We start from the raw sequence: 12,681 nt of genomic DNA, 5'->3' as shown, positions 1-12,681 counted from the left end.
AAGCAATGAGACCCCGTCTATGTGCTACTTTCCAGTTATACTAATAATGCTAAAGTGATGACTATGTCATAAACTGGGTGGTACCGCGGTAACTATCGTCCCTTTTTTACAAGGGACGATTTTTTTATTTTATAAAATTACAGGAGTGATAATGATGAAGAAGTTAACTGGTAATGAAATTCGTCAGATGTTTTTAAATTATTTTAAGTCACATGATCATATGGTAGAACCAAGTGCGTCACTAGTACCTGTCGATGATGATTCACTATTATGGATTAATTCAGGTGTCGCAACTTTAAAAAAATATTTTGATGGTCGTACAGTGCCTACAAAACCGAGAATCGTTAATGCACAAAAAGCAATCCGTACAAATGATATAGAGAATGTTGGATTTACAGCTCGTCACCATACTTTCTTTGAAATGTTAGGGAACTTTTCAATCGGTGACTATTTTAAAAAAGAAGCAATTATTCGTGCCTGGGAATTTTTAACGCATGAAGATTGGATTGGTTTCGATCCAGATTTACTTTATGTGACGATTCACCCGGAAGATATCGATGCTTATAATCTATGGAAAGATGTGATTGGGCTAGATGAATCACGAATCATCCGTATTGAAGGGAACTTCTGGGATATAGGAGAAGGCCCTTGTGGACCAAACAGTGAAATCTTCTATGACCGTGGTGAAGCTTACGATACGACAAGCCCAGAAAGCGAAATGTATCCTGGTGGAGAGAACGAGCGATATCTAGAAATTTGGAACTTAGTATTTAGTGAGTTCAACCATAATAAAGACGGTTCTTATACACCACTTCCAAAGCAAAATATTGATACGGGTATGGGCTTAGAGCGTATTACGAGCGTTATTCAAGATGCGAAAACAAACTTCGATACTGATTTATTTACACCAATCATTAAAGAAATTGAAGTGGTATCTAAGAAAGACTACGGTGTAAATGATACTTACGATACTGCATTTAAGGTCATTTCTGACCATATTAGAACGGTTGCATTTGCGATTGCTGATGGCGCACTACCATCGAATGAGGGACGTGGTTATGTCCTCCGTCGCTTAATTCGTAGAGCTGTGAGATTCAGTAAAGACTTGGATATTAACCAAGCCTTTATGTACCAGTTGACGGATGTTGTAAGTGAAGTTATGGGTGGGTTCTATCCAAATGTTTCTGAGAAAAAAGACTTTGTAAAAGAAGTTATTAAAGGTGAAGAGGAACGGTTCTTGCAAACACTTGATGAAGGTATCAAAATCTATCAAGGATTACGTGATCGTGCTAAACAAACGAATGGTGTGATTGATGGTAAGGATGCATTTAAACTTTATGATACTTACGGCTTCCCTTATGAGTTAACAGTAGAATATGCCGCCTTAGATGGTTTAACAGTTGATGAAGCAGTATTCAATGAAGAGATGGCTCAACAAAAAGAACGCGCAAGACAAGGTAGAAAGAGCGGGGACTCTATGCAAGTGCAGTCTGAAACCTTCCATAGCATTACCTCCCCAAGTGTATTTAAAGGTTATGAGACCACATATGTTGAATCAACTTTAGATTATATTGTAAAAGATGATCAACTCGTTGATTCAGTTGAAGAAGGTAAAGTTGAAGTCATATTCAGTGAAACTCCATTCTACAGTGAAAGTGGTGGACAAATTGCAGATACTGGTATTATTTCTAACCAGTATGGTAAAGCAGAGGTCGACTACGTTTACAAGGCGCCAAATGGTCAAAATGTTCATGTGATTAATGTTGTAGAAGGTCGCTTAACCAAAGGAGAAAGTTATCAACTTCAAGTAAACACAGAAAAACGCCGTTTTGTAATTAAAAATCATACTGCAACTCACTTATTACACCAAGCATTGAAGGATGTTATTGGTGAACATGCCAACCAAGCGGGATCACTTGTACAAGCTGAACGTTTACGTTTTGACTTCTCTCATTTAGAGTCGATATCTAAGGCAGATTTACAACAGATTGAAGACATTGTAAACGAAAAAATCTATGCAGGTTTAGATGTTGTTATTAAAGAAATGCCAATCGATAAAGCGAAAGAGCTTGGTGCAATGGCGCTCTTTGGTGAGAAATATGGTGAAATTGTACGCGTGGTAAATATATATAATTATTCAGTCGAACTATGTGGTGGGATACACGTTGGTAATACTTCTGATATCGGTGTATTTAAAATTGTTTCAGAAAGTGGTATTGGCGCCGGCATTCGTCGTATTGAAGCAGTTACAAGTAAATTTGCAGTCAATGTCTATAAGGAAGAAGAAGATAAACTATCACAAATTGATCAATTACTAAAATCAAAACCAGAAAATACGGTTCACAAACTAGAAACACTATTAACAGATAAAAAAGAACTACAGATTGCTTACGATGGGTTAAAACGTGAACTTCAAGAAACCAAACTCAATGATTTATCTGCATCAACAGTTGAAATTGACGGTATCAATGTAATTCGCCAAGAAGTTGAGGCATCAAATGCCAAAGAATTACGTGAACAAATGGACGTCATAAAATCACAAAATCAGGATGCGGTTATCGCGCTTAGTGCAGTAACGGGTGACAAAGTATCACTAGTCGTCACTGTGCCTAAGGAATTGACAGAAAAAATCCATGCTGGACAAATTATGAAGGGCATGGCAGAAATTGTAGGCGGCAAAGGCGGCGGCCGTCCTGATATGGCTCAGGGAGGGGGAACAAACCCTGAGAGTATAACAGCAGCATTACAATTTGTTGAAGAGTATATTAAAGATAATGTATAAAACGCTGTAAAATGTTATAATATGAACCAAATATAGATGTATGAATAGGAGTGCTTTTAGTGGACCAGTTCGATAAAACTATGAAGTTCAGTGTAGATGAACGTAAGGAAGAGAACGTTAAAAATGTCTTAACTAACGTTTATAACACTTTGGAAGAACGCGGCTATAATCCTATTAATCAAATTGTCGGTTATCTGCAAAGTGGGGATCCTGCCTATATTCCTCGCCATAATGAAGCACGTAATCAGATTAGACACATTGAACGTGATGAGATTATGGAAATTTTAGTGAAGAATTATGTCGACAAAGAGATAAATGGTTAGAATTCTCGGGCTCGATGTAGGCACAAAAACAATTGGTGTGGCCATGAGCGATGCTTTAGGTTGGACTGCTCAAGGACTGACTACACTAAAAATAGACACGCATCAAGATGATTACGGCATAGATGAACTTGTAGACATTGTTAAAAAGTATGAAGTAGATACAGTGGTTGTAGGTTTACCTAAAAATATGAACAATACGATTGGGGAAAGTGGAGAAAGATCTCAACATTTTGCCGAATTACTTGCTCTTGAACTCACAGATGTTAAAATAACTCTGTGGGATGAGCGCTTAAGCACGGTCGCTGCCGAACGTTCATTACTAGAAGCTGATTTATCACGCAAAAAAAGAAAAGCGGTTATTGATAAGATGGCTGCAGTATTTATACTACAAGGCTACTTAGATAATCCGCATAAAGGAGCATGAATATGACGAGCGAGAATACAGAATTTAACAAAGAAGAAGAACTACTTACGCTTTATGATGAGGATGGTTCAGAAGTACTTTACAGAAAAATGCTCGAATTTTATCACCCAGAATTCGATAAGAACTACGTTATCCTTGCTGAAGAAGGAAACTTTAGTGACGAAGAAGAGGATATCGAGCTTATCCCAATGATTAACGTTCCCGATGAAGAAGGCGACGGCGGTAAATTCCTACCAGTGGAAACTGACGATGAATGGGACATGATCGAAGAAGTTGTAAACACACAAATGGATGATTACGACGAGTAATACCCTCCAGCTTCCAATAGAAATATTGGAAGCTATTTTTTCAGAAAGGATAAATCTATGAGTAAATACGATGATGTTAAATTTTCAAAAAATGTATCGTCTTACCTCACACTTTTTATCGTAATTATTTTAGTTGTTATTTTAATCGTCGGTATTATTTCAGCCTTTTTATATATTAGAAGTGGTTTACAACCCGTCGATGAGGATTCAACTGAAACAATTGAAATGTCCATAGAACAGGGCTATTCTGCTAGTGACATTGGGGATTTATTAGAAAGTGAAGGCATTGTTAAGAATGGTACGATGTTTGAGTTATACTTACGTTTAAATAGTATTTCTAGCTATCAAGCAGGTACATATCAAATGTCACCCGCAATGGATTTCGAGCAGATCGCTCGAACATTAGAAACCGGTACGATATATGAGGAAGTTCAGTATAGATTAACAGTTCCAGAAGGCTATACAATTGAAGAAATCGCTGGCCAGATTGAAAGCAATACACCTGCTTCAGCAGATGAATTCCTAGAACTCATGAATGATGAGGAATTTATTGATGAATTGATAAGTGAGTACCCAGAGATGCTAACGGATGAAATTAAGGAAGAAGATATTAAGTATGCACTTGAAGGGTATCTCTATCCTGCAACCTATGATATTACAACAGAAGAACCAGACTTAAAACAATTGGTGAGAAATATGCTGAATGCAACAAAAGAGAACAGTTATAACTTATATACATCGTCACCTGATTATACAATTACTTATGAAGGTGAATCGCGTACTTTAACATTCCATGAATTCTTGACGTTCTCATCATTAATTGAAGAAGAAGCGACCTCCCTTGCGGACCGTTCACGAATCGCGAGTGTATTTTTAAATCGCATGGCATCCGTTCCAACAATGCCACTACAAACAGATCCCACTGTACTTTATGCACTTGGGGAACACCAAGAAGTGGTCTTGTATGAAGATCTTGAGGTTGATGATCCTTATAACACATACATTCACAACGGCTTAACACCAGGACCTATTGCTGGACCAGGTTTAGAATCTGTTCAAAGTACATTAAATCCATCAGATACTAATTATTATTACTTCCTAGCGGATAGTGAAGGTAATAACCACTTTGCAGAAACCTATGAAGAGCATAACGAAAATAGAGAGAAATATATTGATGGAGAATAATATGCGCTTTTCAAATTAATTGAAATGTGTTATTATCTATCGTAATGGATGAACAACTGATAACTTTGTTATCAGTTGTATTTTTTGTATATGGTGATCAGATGGAACTAAAACAATATATTAGAGAATTGAATACAGAGGCTGAGATATTTATAGATATATATGACTACGCAGTTAAGCACCATGTTCCAATCATTGATGGCGATGCCTTAAATGCTGTTAAACAGTACATATCTATTAAAGGTGCAAAAAACATCTTAGAGATTGGAACGGCTATTGGCTATAGTGCTTTGCATTTTGCAAGCGTTGATGACGATATTCACGTGACAACGATCGAAAAGGACGAAGCGAGTCATAATATTGCAAATGAAAATATCAACAACAGCCCATATAAGGATAGAATTACAACGATCCTAGCCGATGCTAAAACAGTTGAACTAAATCAAAAAGATTTTGATTTTCTATTTATAGATGCATCAAAAGGAAACAATCAATTCTTTTTCGATAAATATAAGACTTATTTATCCGATGATGCACTGATCATTGTAGACAATATTTTTATCCGTGGGCTAATCACTGAAGATGAAATTGAGAATAAAAACAAAAGAAAACTTCGTGATAAGGTTAGGGAATTCAATCAGAATATGAAAGATAGTGAGTATTCGACTTCATACTTAAATATCGGAGACGGCTTACTAGTCATTTACTAAGGGTGTGTACGCAAATGGAAAAACCGACGATAATAGGAATTGCTGGGGGTTCAGGTTCTGGTAAAACTTCAGTTACTAGAAAAATTATGGAATCACTTGAAGGACACAGCATTGTTCTTATCGAACAGGACTACTATTACAAAGATCAGAGTGAGAAGACCATGGATGAAAGATTACAAACCAACTATGACCATCCATTTGCTTTTGATAATGATCTACTGATTCAACATATCAACCAGCTGATAAATAGGGAAACGATTGATATACCGACTTATGATTATGCTAACCATACAAGAAGTACTGAAACGATAAGGGTAGAACCTAAAGAAGTAATCATCATTGAAGGTATTTTCGCCTTAGAAAATGAAACGCTTAGAGATCTTATGGATGTGAAACTTTATGTAGATACGGATTCAGATATTCGTATTTTACGTCGTTTGGCACGTGATATCAAAGAACGTGGTCGCTCACTAGATTCAGTGATCGATCAGTATTTATCAGTTGTTAGACCAATGCATCTTCAATTTATTGAGCCTACCAAACGCTTCAGTGACATTATTATTCCTGAAGGTGGGGAAAATATGGTGGCAATCGATATCATTACAACGAAGATTAGAACTTTAATCAACGAATAAAAGATTTATATTTAACGGAGGATTACGATGGAAAACAAAAAAGAATACCCAATGACACAAGAAGGTTTTGAGCAATTACAAGTTGAACTAGATGAATTAAAAACAGTTAAAAGACCAGAAGTGGTTGAGAAAATAAAGGTTGCACGTAGTTTCGGTGACTTATCTGAGAACTCAGAGTACGACGCAGCTAAAGATGAACAAGGTTTTGTTGAAAAAGAGATTACTAAAATTGAAGAAATGATTAGACACGCTGTTATCATTGAAGATAATGGAGATAAAAACACTGTTGGTTTAGGTAATACAGTAACATTTACTGAAGTGCCTGATGGTGATAAAGAATCATATCAGATCGTTGGTAGTGCAGAAGCGGATCCGTTTGAAGGAAAAATCTCGAACGAATCTCCAATGGCACAAGCACTATTAGGTGCAAAATTAAAAGACGAAGTCGATGTACCCTTACCAAATGGTAACTCAATGAAAGTGAAAATCGTGAAAATTGACTAAGTTTACAGTCGGTATCGTAGGTGCAATGGAACCTGAAGTTGCCTTGTTAAAAACGGCGATGACAATAGAGAGAGAAGAATCGCTTATTCACACTACTGCCTGTATTGGACAGTTGAATGGGCAGAATATTGTCTTAGTCCAGTCTGGGATTGGTAAGGTGAATGCGAGTATCATTACGGCATTAATGATTGAGCGCTATGATTTAGATTATTTAATAAACACTGGCGTCGCTGGTGCTTTATCAAATAAATTAAACGTAACAGATATGGTGATTTCAACAGATGTCACACATCATGATGTGGATGCAACTGCCTTCGGTTATGTATTGGGCCAAGTTCCTGGCATGCCAGAGGTTTATCATAGTGATGATCAGCTTCAAGCACTCGCCCTATCTATAATCGACAATAACGAAGAGATTAAAGGACAATGTGGTCAAGTTGTAAGTGGTGATTCATTTATCGATAGTAAAGTAGAAAAAGATAACATTCTTAGTAATTTTGCTGATGCACTTTGTGTAGATATGGAATCAAGTAGTATTGCACAAACTTGCTATCAATTTGAGACACCATTTTTAATTATGCGTTCGATGAGTGATAAAGCGGATGATAGTGCGGACATGAGTTATGATGAATTTTTAGCTCGGGCTTGTGTTCATTCTTCTGAAGTTGTAAAATCAATATTAAGAGAACTGTAATGTGGAGGTAGCTATGTTATTCTTAATGATTCTTGCAATTGTATTTACGGTTATTATTGGCTTTGTTGTTTACACAGAAACTGAAACGGAAGACCCTGAAATAATCGAGTAGTAAAATGCGCACCTTAAACTATTTAAGGTGCTTTTTTTGTGTATTATCACTAATTTGGAGAGAGCTTATGACAATTATTGAAGATAAATTTTTACCTAGCCATTTTGTGAATAGATATGAAGATATTACTGTTGAATTTTTAAAAGCGCATAATATTAGTGCTGTCATGACGGATTTAGATAATACCTTGGTTGCTTTTGACGAAGCGGATGCAGATGATAATGTACTTAAGTGGATTCAGTCACTTGAAGCTTCCAATATCAAGTTGCTCATCTTATCAAATGGACGTCATGAGAGAGTAAAAGCATTTGCTGAACCGCATGGTATAGATTATATTGATAGTGCTAGAAAACCAATGCTTGCAAACTTTCATAAAGGCTTGAAATTATTAGGTACTAAAAAGAAAAATACTGTGATGGTCGGAGACCAGTTAATGACAGACGTACTGGGTGCAAATCGGGTTGGCATAAAAAGTGTACTCGTTATCCCTGTCAAAGAAAAAGATGGATGGGCGACCTACTTAAACCGCCGTATAGAACGTGTTATAATGAAGTACTTTAAGAAAAAGAACATGATTACCTGGGAGGATTAATTTGACAGACATAAAATGTATCGGTTGTGGCAGTGTACTCCAAACCAATGATAAGAATAAAGAAGGTTATATAACTGAGTCTGGCTTAAAGAAAGATGAACCTATTTGTCAGCGTTGTTACCGCTTAAGACATTATAATGAGGTACAAGAAGTCTCTATGGATTCTGGCGACTTCTTAACCATGTTGAATTCACTTTATGAAACAGATAGCTTAATTGTAAAGGTCATCGATGTATTTGATTTTGAGGGTAGTATTATACCATCATTTAATCGAATCGTCGGAAAAAAACAGGTCTTAGCAGTCATTAACAAAATTGACTTATTGCCAAAATCAACGAATACATCTAGATTAGTTGAACGTGCCAAAAAAATGCTTAAGGACGAAGGTATAACTGCAAATGATACGATAGCAATCAGTGCACTTAAAGGAAAACACTTAGATGAATTATTGAAAAAGATAAGTAGTATGGCACAAGGTAAGGATGTCTATATTGTCGGTACGACAAATGTTGGGAAATCTACTTTAATCAATAAACTACTAGAAGATAATACGGGCTTAAAACATGTGATCACGACAAGCAATGTTCCAGGGACTACACTTGGCATGATTGATATTCCTCTCGGTGATAATCAAACGATGTATGACACACCAGGTATTGTTGTGGATTCACAAATCTCACATTTTGTAAAAGCAAGTGACTTAAAATTTGTATCTCCAACAAAAGAGATTAAATCAAAGACTTTTCAGTTGAATATTGATCAAACTCTGTTTATCGGTAATCTTGGACGTATAGACTATACAGAAGGTGGCTCAAATAGTTTTTCTGTCTACTGTAGTCAACACCTTACCGTTCACCGAACTAAAACGACAAATGCCTATGACTTTTACAGTAAGCATTTCAATGAATTGTTGGCACCCCCAACCATAGAAGAAGATTTCTTAACGTCAAATTACGACGAATATCAATTCGATTTACATGGTGCGAGTGATGTATTGATTAGTGGTCTAGCCTTTATTTCTGTGGCAAAGAAAGCGAAGGTAAGTGTTCGAGTACCTAAAGATGTAAATGTTACCGTACGACCGACCATTTTTAAAGGAGTGCAGTAAGATGAACTATGCTGTAATCGGTTATCCTATAAAACATACCATGTCACCACTTATACACCAAACAAACTTTGACGCCTTAAAAAATGAGTCGACTTATACTGCCCATGAAGTCCTAGCAGAAGACATTAAAGATATAAAAAAATGGATCATGGACAGTGAATTATCGGGCATTAATGTGACGGTGCCACATAAGGAAACCATCATGGCTCACTTAGACTATATCGATCCTAAGGCGATAAAAATTGGTGCTGTGAACACTGTTCATTATAAAGACGGTGAATTACATGGGTATAATACCGATGTAACAGGATATATAGCTGCCTTTAATGCAGCATTTGAGAAAAAAAAAGAACGTCATATCTTAATTCTAGGTGCTGGCGGTGCAGCAAAAGCAGTCCACAGAGCACATATTGATCATGGTGATATTGTTACAATTGTTGCTAGAAGACTTGAAAGTTTTGCTACGTTTAAGTCTGATGATTTTACAGGTATTGTGACAAACGATTTTACAAACCGGCATTATGATGCTGTCATTAATGCTACACCTATAGGGTTAAATCATGAAGATGTATTTGAAACAATGGGCATTGATCCATCATTTATTGATGATGATACAGTGGGTATGGATTTAATTTATAATCCGAAAACAACACCATTCATGACATATTTTAAGCACAGTATTAATGGATTAGATATGCTAGTTAATCAAGCGATGGATGCCTATAAAATTTGGACAGGGCAAACTGGTGACACTAAATCAGTAAAAGACAAATTAGAAAAATATATGGAGGAATCATAATGACATTGACAGGAAAACAAAAGCGCTACTTAAGATCACTCGCTCATCATGAAAAACCACTATTTCAAATTGGGAAAAATGGTGTGACTGAGAATTTTATTGCACAAGTGGACGATGTCATGATCAAAAGAGAATTAATTAAAATTTCTGTACTACAAAATTGTTTAGAAGATAAAGATTCTATTGCAAAAGCGCTAGAATCAGCAACCGGTGCTGAAATTGTTCAAATTATGGGAAATACTATCGTATTATATAGAGAATCTGATGAACATAAAGAGATAGAATTACCATGAAAATAGGCATTTTCGGCGGAACTTTTGATCCTGTTCACAATGGACATATCAATGCCTTTGTGGAAGCATATATTGGTCTGAATTTAGACCAGATCATTATCGTTCCGACTTATGTTTCACCTTTAAAAAATTCGGCAAATTCAAGTGATTCTGAGCGTTTAGAAATGCTTAGGCTTGCCGTTGAACCTTTCGAATTTGTTTCTATTGATACAAGTGAATTAGAACGTGCAGAAGTCACTTATACTTTTGATACTTTAAGCACTTTAAAGTCAAAATATCTTAATGATGACTTGTATTTCATTATTGGTACAGATCATTATTTAAATTTTGACAAATGGGCGCATTCAGAAGCACTCCATAATTTAGCTCAATTTGTGGTCATTAATCGTGATGTTTCAAACCTTGAAATTAAATCACCATTCAAATATTTAAAAACAAATATTGTTGAAGTATCATCCACAACAATCAGAGAGCGACTTAAGACGAATACAGAAATACAACACCTTGTTAATCCAAACGTATTTAAGTTTATAAAGGAGCAGCGTATTTATGAAACGTAAGGAAGCTTTAAAAGTTTCAGAAGAAAAATTACCAAAAAAACGTTTTAAACATTGCCAAAGGGTAGCTGAAACTGCAGAAAAAATGGCAAAGATTTTTAACGCAGATAAAGATAAAGTATATCTTGCAGGTGTATTACATGATTATTCCAAGTATGATGACCTTGGCAAGATGTATCAAACTGTTCAATCTGAAGGCTTAGATCCTGAATTATTAGAGTACAAATCAGAAGTATTACATGGTCCGATTGCAGCAGTTAAAGTTAAAAATAAATTTGGTCTAGATGACCCAGATGTACTTTTAGCAATTACCCACCATACCTCTGGGGCAAAGCAGATGGGTATCATTGAAAAAATTATATTTGTGGCGGATTATATTGAGCCCGAAAGAAGTCAGCCAGGTGTAGATTTCATCAGGGATATAATTTATAAAGAAGAAAATATTGACCGGGCTGTATATCAGATTACTAAAGCAAATATGCAGCATTTACTAGAAAAAGATCAAACCATTTATTATAAAACATTAGAGTGCTTGAATTATTACAATATGGCTAAGGAGTGAAAGTATGGATAGCAATAAGCTATTAGATTTAATGGTTGAGGCCGTGGATGATAAACGTGCCCTCGACATAAAAGTTTACGATGTAAAAGATCATAGCCCTGTGACAGATTATTTTGTAATCTGTCACGGTAATTCAGAACGACAAACGCAAGCAATTTCTGATGAAATCAGAGATGTCGCTTTTAAGAATAACCTTGATGTAAAAATTGAAGGCCATAAAGAAGGGCAGTGGATTCTCTGTGATGTAGGAGACGTGATTGTTCACGTATTTATAAAAACTCAAAGAGAATACTACAATTTAGAGCGTTTATTCAAAGATGCTGGTGATGACCTTGGACGTGCCTAAATACGAAAATTTTTCTAAAGTTTACGACTTATTTAATGATGAGATGCCATATAACTTATGGCTCGATATCATTAAATATTACGGTGAAAATGTAAACTCAATTTTAGACATAGGCTCAGGTACGGGGACTGTTTTAAATGCATTAAAAGTACCAAGGAAAGTTGGTATCGATAATTCATTAACAATGGTGGAAATTGCAAGAGAAAATGATCCAACATCCGAGTATTTTTGTGACGATATGACTCAATTCGACTTGAGTGAATCCTTTGATATGATCATAGCAACAGCAGATGTACTCAATTATGCAAAAGATGTAACAGCCTTTGGTAATGTACTTCAAAATGCATACAAACATTTGAACAAAGACGGCGTCTTTATCTTTGATGTTCATACAGAATATAAGATGAAAACAGATTTTAACTATGAACTATATTCTGATTCTAACGATGATGTATTCTATACTTGGCAGACGATACCGGGTGAAGCGGAACTCAGTGTCTGGCATGAATTGACATTTTTCATCAAAGTTCAAAATGATCTCTATGAAAAATTTGAAGAAACGCATTATCAACAAACTTATAAGCATAGTGACATATTACAGTTAGCTAATGAGGCCGGCTTTACAATCCATCACTCTTTTAGTGATTTTGATATTGATAATCCATTAACAGAAGTAGCTGAAAGGAATTTCTATATTCTAAAACGACTCTAGGTAAATTAAATAACTTGTCCGATAAAAAGTAAATC

General features: G+C 35.8%; 17 protein-coding genes. All 17 read left to right on the top strand.

Going from position 1 to position 12,681, the window contains the following annotated elements:
• The first annotated feature begins 154 nt into the window (after nt 1-154).
• Nucleotides 155-2,782, top strand: a complete 2,628-nt coding sequence (gene alaS / locus H624_RS0104040) for an alanine--tRNA ligase (RefSeq protein WP_026866464.1) — start codon at nt 155-157, stop codon at nt 2,780-2,782.
• A 59-nt stretch (nt 2,783-2,841) separates the two neighbouring features.
• On the top strand, nt 2,842-3,105 hold the full coding sequence (locus H624_RS0104035) for an IreB family regulatory phosphoprotein (protein ID WP_026866463.1): 264 nt from the start codon (nt 2,842-2,844) through the stop codon (nt 3,103-3,105).
• Nucleotides 3,098-3,529 carry a Holliday junction resolvase RuvX gene (ruvX, locus tag H624_RS0104030; RefSeq protein WP_026866462.1) on the top strand — a complete coding sequence of 144 codons (432 nt, stop codon included), beginning with the start codon at nt 3,098-3,100 and terminating at the stop codon, nt 3,527-3,529. Before H624_RS0104035 ends, ruvX begins: the two co-directional genes overlap by 8 nt.
• Nucleotides 3,526-3,837, top strand: coding sequence for a DUF1292 domain-containing protein (locus H624_RS0104025; protein ID WP_370545384.1), 312 nt, complete (start codon nt 3,526-3,528; stop codon nt 3,835-3,837). Before ruvX ends, H624_RS0104025 begins: the two co-directional genes overlap by 4 nt.
• 57 nt (nt 3,838-3,894) lie before the next feature.
• Nucleotides 3,895-5,022, top strand: coding sequence for an endolytic transglycosylase MltG (gene mltG, locus H624_RS0104020; protein ID WP_026866460.1), 1,128 nt, complete (start codon nt 3,895-3,897; stop codon nt 5,020-5,022).
• Between the two features lie 26 nt (nt 5,023-5,048).
• Nucleotides 5,049-5,732 carry an O-methyltransferase gene (locus H624_RS0104015; protein ID WP_084145715.1) on the top strand — a complete coding sequence of 228 codons (684 nt, stop codon included), beginning with the start codon at nt 5,049-5,051 and terminating at the stop codon, nt 5,730-5,732.
• A 14-nt stretch (nt 5,733-5,746) separates the two neighbouring features.
• Nucleotides 5,747-6,367, top strand: coding sequence for a uridine kinase (gene udk, locus H624_RS0104010; RefSeq protein ID WP_026866458.1), 621 nt, complete (start codon nt 5,747-5,749; stop codon nt 6,365-6,367).
• 27 nt (nt 6,368-6,394) lie between these two features.
• Nucleotides 6,395-6,871, top strand: a complete 477-nt coding sequence (gene greA / locus H624_RS0104005; RefSeq protein WP_026866457.1) for a transcription elongation factor GreA — start codon at nt 6,395-6,397, stop codon at nt 6,869-6,871.
• Nucleotides 6,864-7,565, top strand: a complete 702-nt coding sequence (locus H624_RS0104000) for a 5'-methylthioadenosine/adenosylhomocysteine nucleosidase (protein WP_026866456.1) — start codon at nt 6,864-6,866, stop codon at nt 7,563-7,565. The genes greA and H624_RS0104000 overlap by 8 nt, the downstream gene beginning before the upstream one ends.
• A gap of 179 nt (nt 7,566-7,744) precedes the next feature.
• Nucleotides 7,745-8,269 (top strand): YqeG family HAD IIIA-type phosphatase, encoded by a 525-nt coding sequence (locus tag H624_RS0103990; protein WP_026866455.1) that lies wholly within the window; start codon nt 7,745-7,747, stop codon nt 8,267-8,269.
• A 1-nt stretch (nt 8,270) separates the two neighbouring features.
• Entirely contained in the window at nt 8,271-9,377 is a 1,107-nt protein-coding gene (gene yqeH, locus H624_RS0103985; RefSeq protein ID WP_026866454.1) for a ribosome biogenesis GTPase YqeH, read from the top strand.
• Nucleotide 9,378: 1 nt separating this feature from the next.
• Entirely contained in the window at nt 9,379-10,176 is a 798-nt protein-coding gene (gene aroE / locus H624_RS0103980) for a shikimate dehydrogenase (RefSeq protein WP_026866453.1), read from the top strand.
• Complete coding sequence (gene yhbY, locus H624_RS0103975; RefSeq protein ID WP_026866452.1) at nt 10,176-10,469, top strand: ribosome assembly RNA-binding protein YhbY; 294 nt, start codon at nt 10,176-10,178, stop codon at nt 10,467-10,469. The genes aroE and yhbY overlap by 1 nt, the downstream gene beginning before the upstream one ends.
• Nucleotides 10,466-11,029 (top strand): nicotinate (nicotinamide) nucleotide adenylyltransferase, encoded by a 564-nt coding sequence (nadD, locus tag H624_RS0103970; protein ID WP_026866451.1) that lies wholly within the window; start codon nt 10,466-10,468, stop codon nt 11,027-11,029. Before yhbY ends, nadD begins: the two co-directional genes overlap by 4 nt.
• Nucleotides 11,019-11,588, top strand: a complete 570-nt coding sequence (gene yqeK / locus H624_RS0103965; protein WP_026866450.1) for a bis(5'-nucleosyl)-tetraphosphatase (symmetrical) YqeK — start codon at nt 11,019-11,021, stop codon at nt 11,586-11,588. Before nadD ends, yqeK begins: the two co-directional genes overlap by 11 nt.
• Before the next feature lie 4 nt (nt 11,589-11,592).
• On the top strand, nt 11,593-11,934 hold the full coding sequence (gene rsfS / locus H624_RS0103960; protein WP_026866449.1) for a ribosome silencing factor: 342 nt from the start codon (nt 11,593-11,595) through the stop codon (nt 11,932-11,934).
• Complete coding sequence (locus tag H624_RS0103955) at nt 11,927-12,646, top strand: class I SAM-dependent DNA methyltransferase (RefSeq protein ID WP_026866448.1); 720 nt, start codon at nt 11,927-11,929, stop codon at nt 12,644-12,646. The genes rsfS and H624_RS0103955 overlap by 8 nt, the downstream gene beginning before the upstream one ends.
• The last annotated feature ends 35 nt before the right edge of the window (nt 12,647-12,681 follow it).

It is taken from the genome of Jeotgalicoccus marinus DSM 19772, from assembly GCF_000425825.1.
GTDB lineage: Bacteria > Bacillota > Bacilli > Staphylococcales > Salinicoccaceae > Jeotgalicoccus > Jeotgalicoccus marinus.
This window is presented reverse-complemented; position numbering and strand designations above follow the sequence as displayed.

Bases quoted from the DNA above. Each gene is read 5' to 3' on its own strand.
- H624_RS0103990 (WP_026866455.1), top strand. From the start codon at position 7,745: ATGACAATTATTGAAGATAAATTTTTACCTAGCCATTTTGTGAATAGA.
- rsfS (WP_026866449.1), top strand. From the start codon at position 11,593: ATGGATAGCAATAAGCTATTAGATTTAATGGTTGAGGCCGTGGATGAT.
- H624_RS0104025 (WP_370545384.1), top strand. From the start codon at position 3,526: ATGAATATGACGAGCGAGAATACAGAATTTAACAAAGAAGAAGAACTA.
- yqeK (WP_026866450.1), top strand. From the start codon at position 11,019: ATGAAACGTAAGGAAGCTTTAAAAGTTTCAGAAGAAAAATTACCAAAA.
- alaS (WP_026866464.1), top strand. From the start codon at position 155: ATGAAGAAGTTAACTGGTAATGAAATTCGTCAGATGTTTTTAAATTAT.
- udk (WP_026866458.1), top strand. From the start codon at position 5,747: ATGGAAAAACCGACGATAATAGGAATTGCTGGGGGTTCAGGTTCTGGT.
- yhbY (WP_026866452.1), top strand. From the start codon at position 10,176: ATGACATTGACAGGAAAACAAAAGCGCTACTTAAGATCACTCGCTCAT.
- greA (WP_026866457.1), top strand. From the start codon at position 6,395: ATGGAAAACAAAAAAGAATACCCAATGACACAAGAAGGTTTTGAGCAA.
- aroE (WP_026866453.1), top strand. From the start codon at position 9,379: ATGAACTATGCTGTAATCGGTTATCCTATAAAACATACCATGTCACCA.
- nadD (WP_026866451.1), top strand. From the start codon at position 10,466: ATGAAAATAGGCATTTTCGGCGGAACTTTTGATCCTGTTCACAATGGA.
- ruvX (WP_026866462.1), top strand. From the start codon at position 3,098: ATGGTTAGAATTCTCGGGCTCGATGTAGGCACAAAAACAATTGGTGTG.
- mltG (WP_026866460.1), top strand. From the start codon at position 3,895: ATGAGTAAATACGATGATGTTAAATTTTCAAAAAATGTATCGTCTTAC.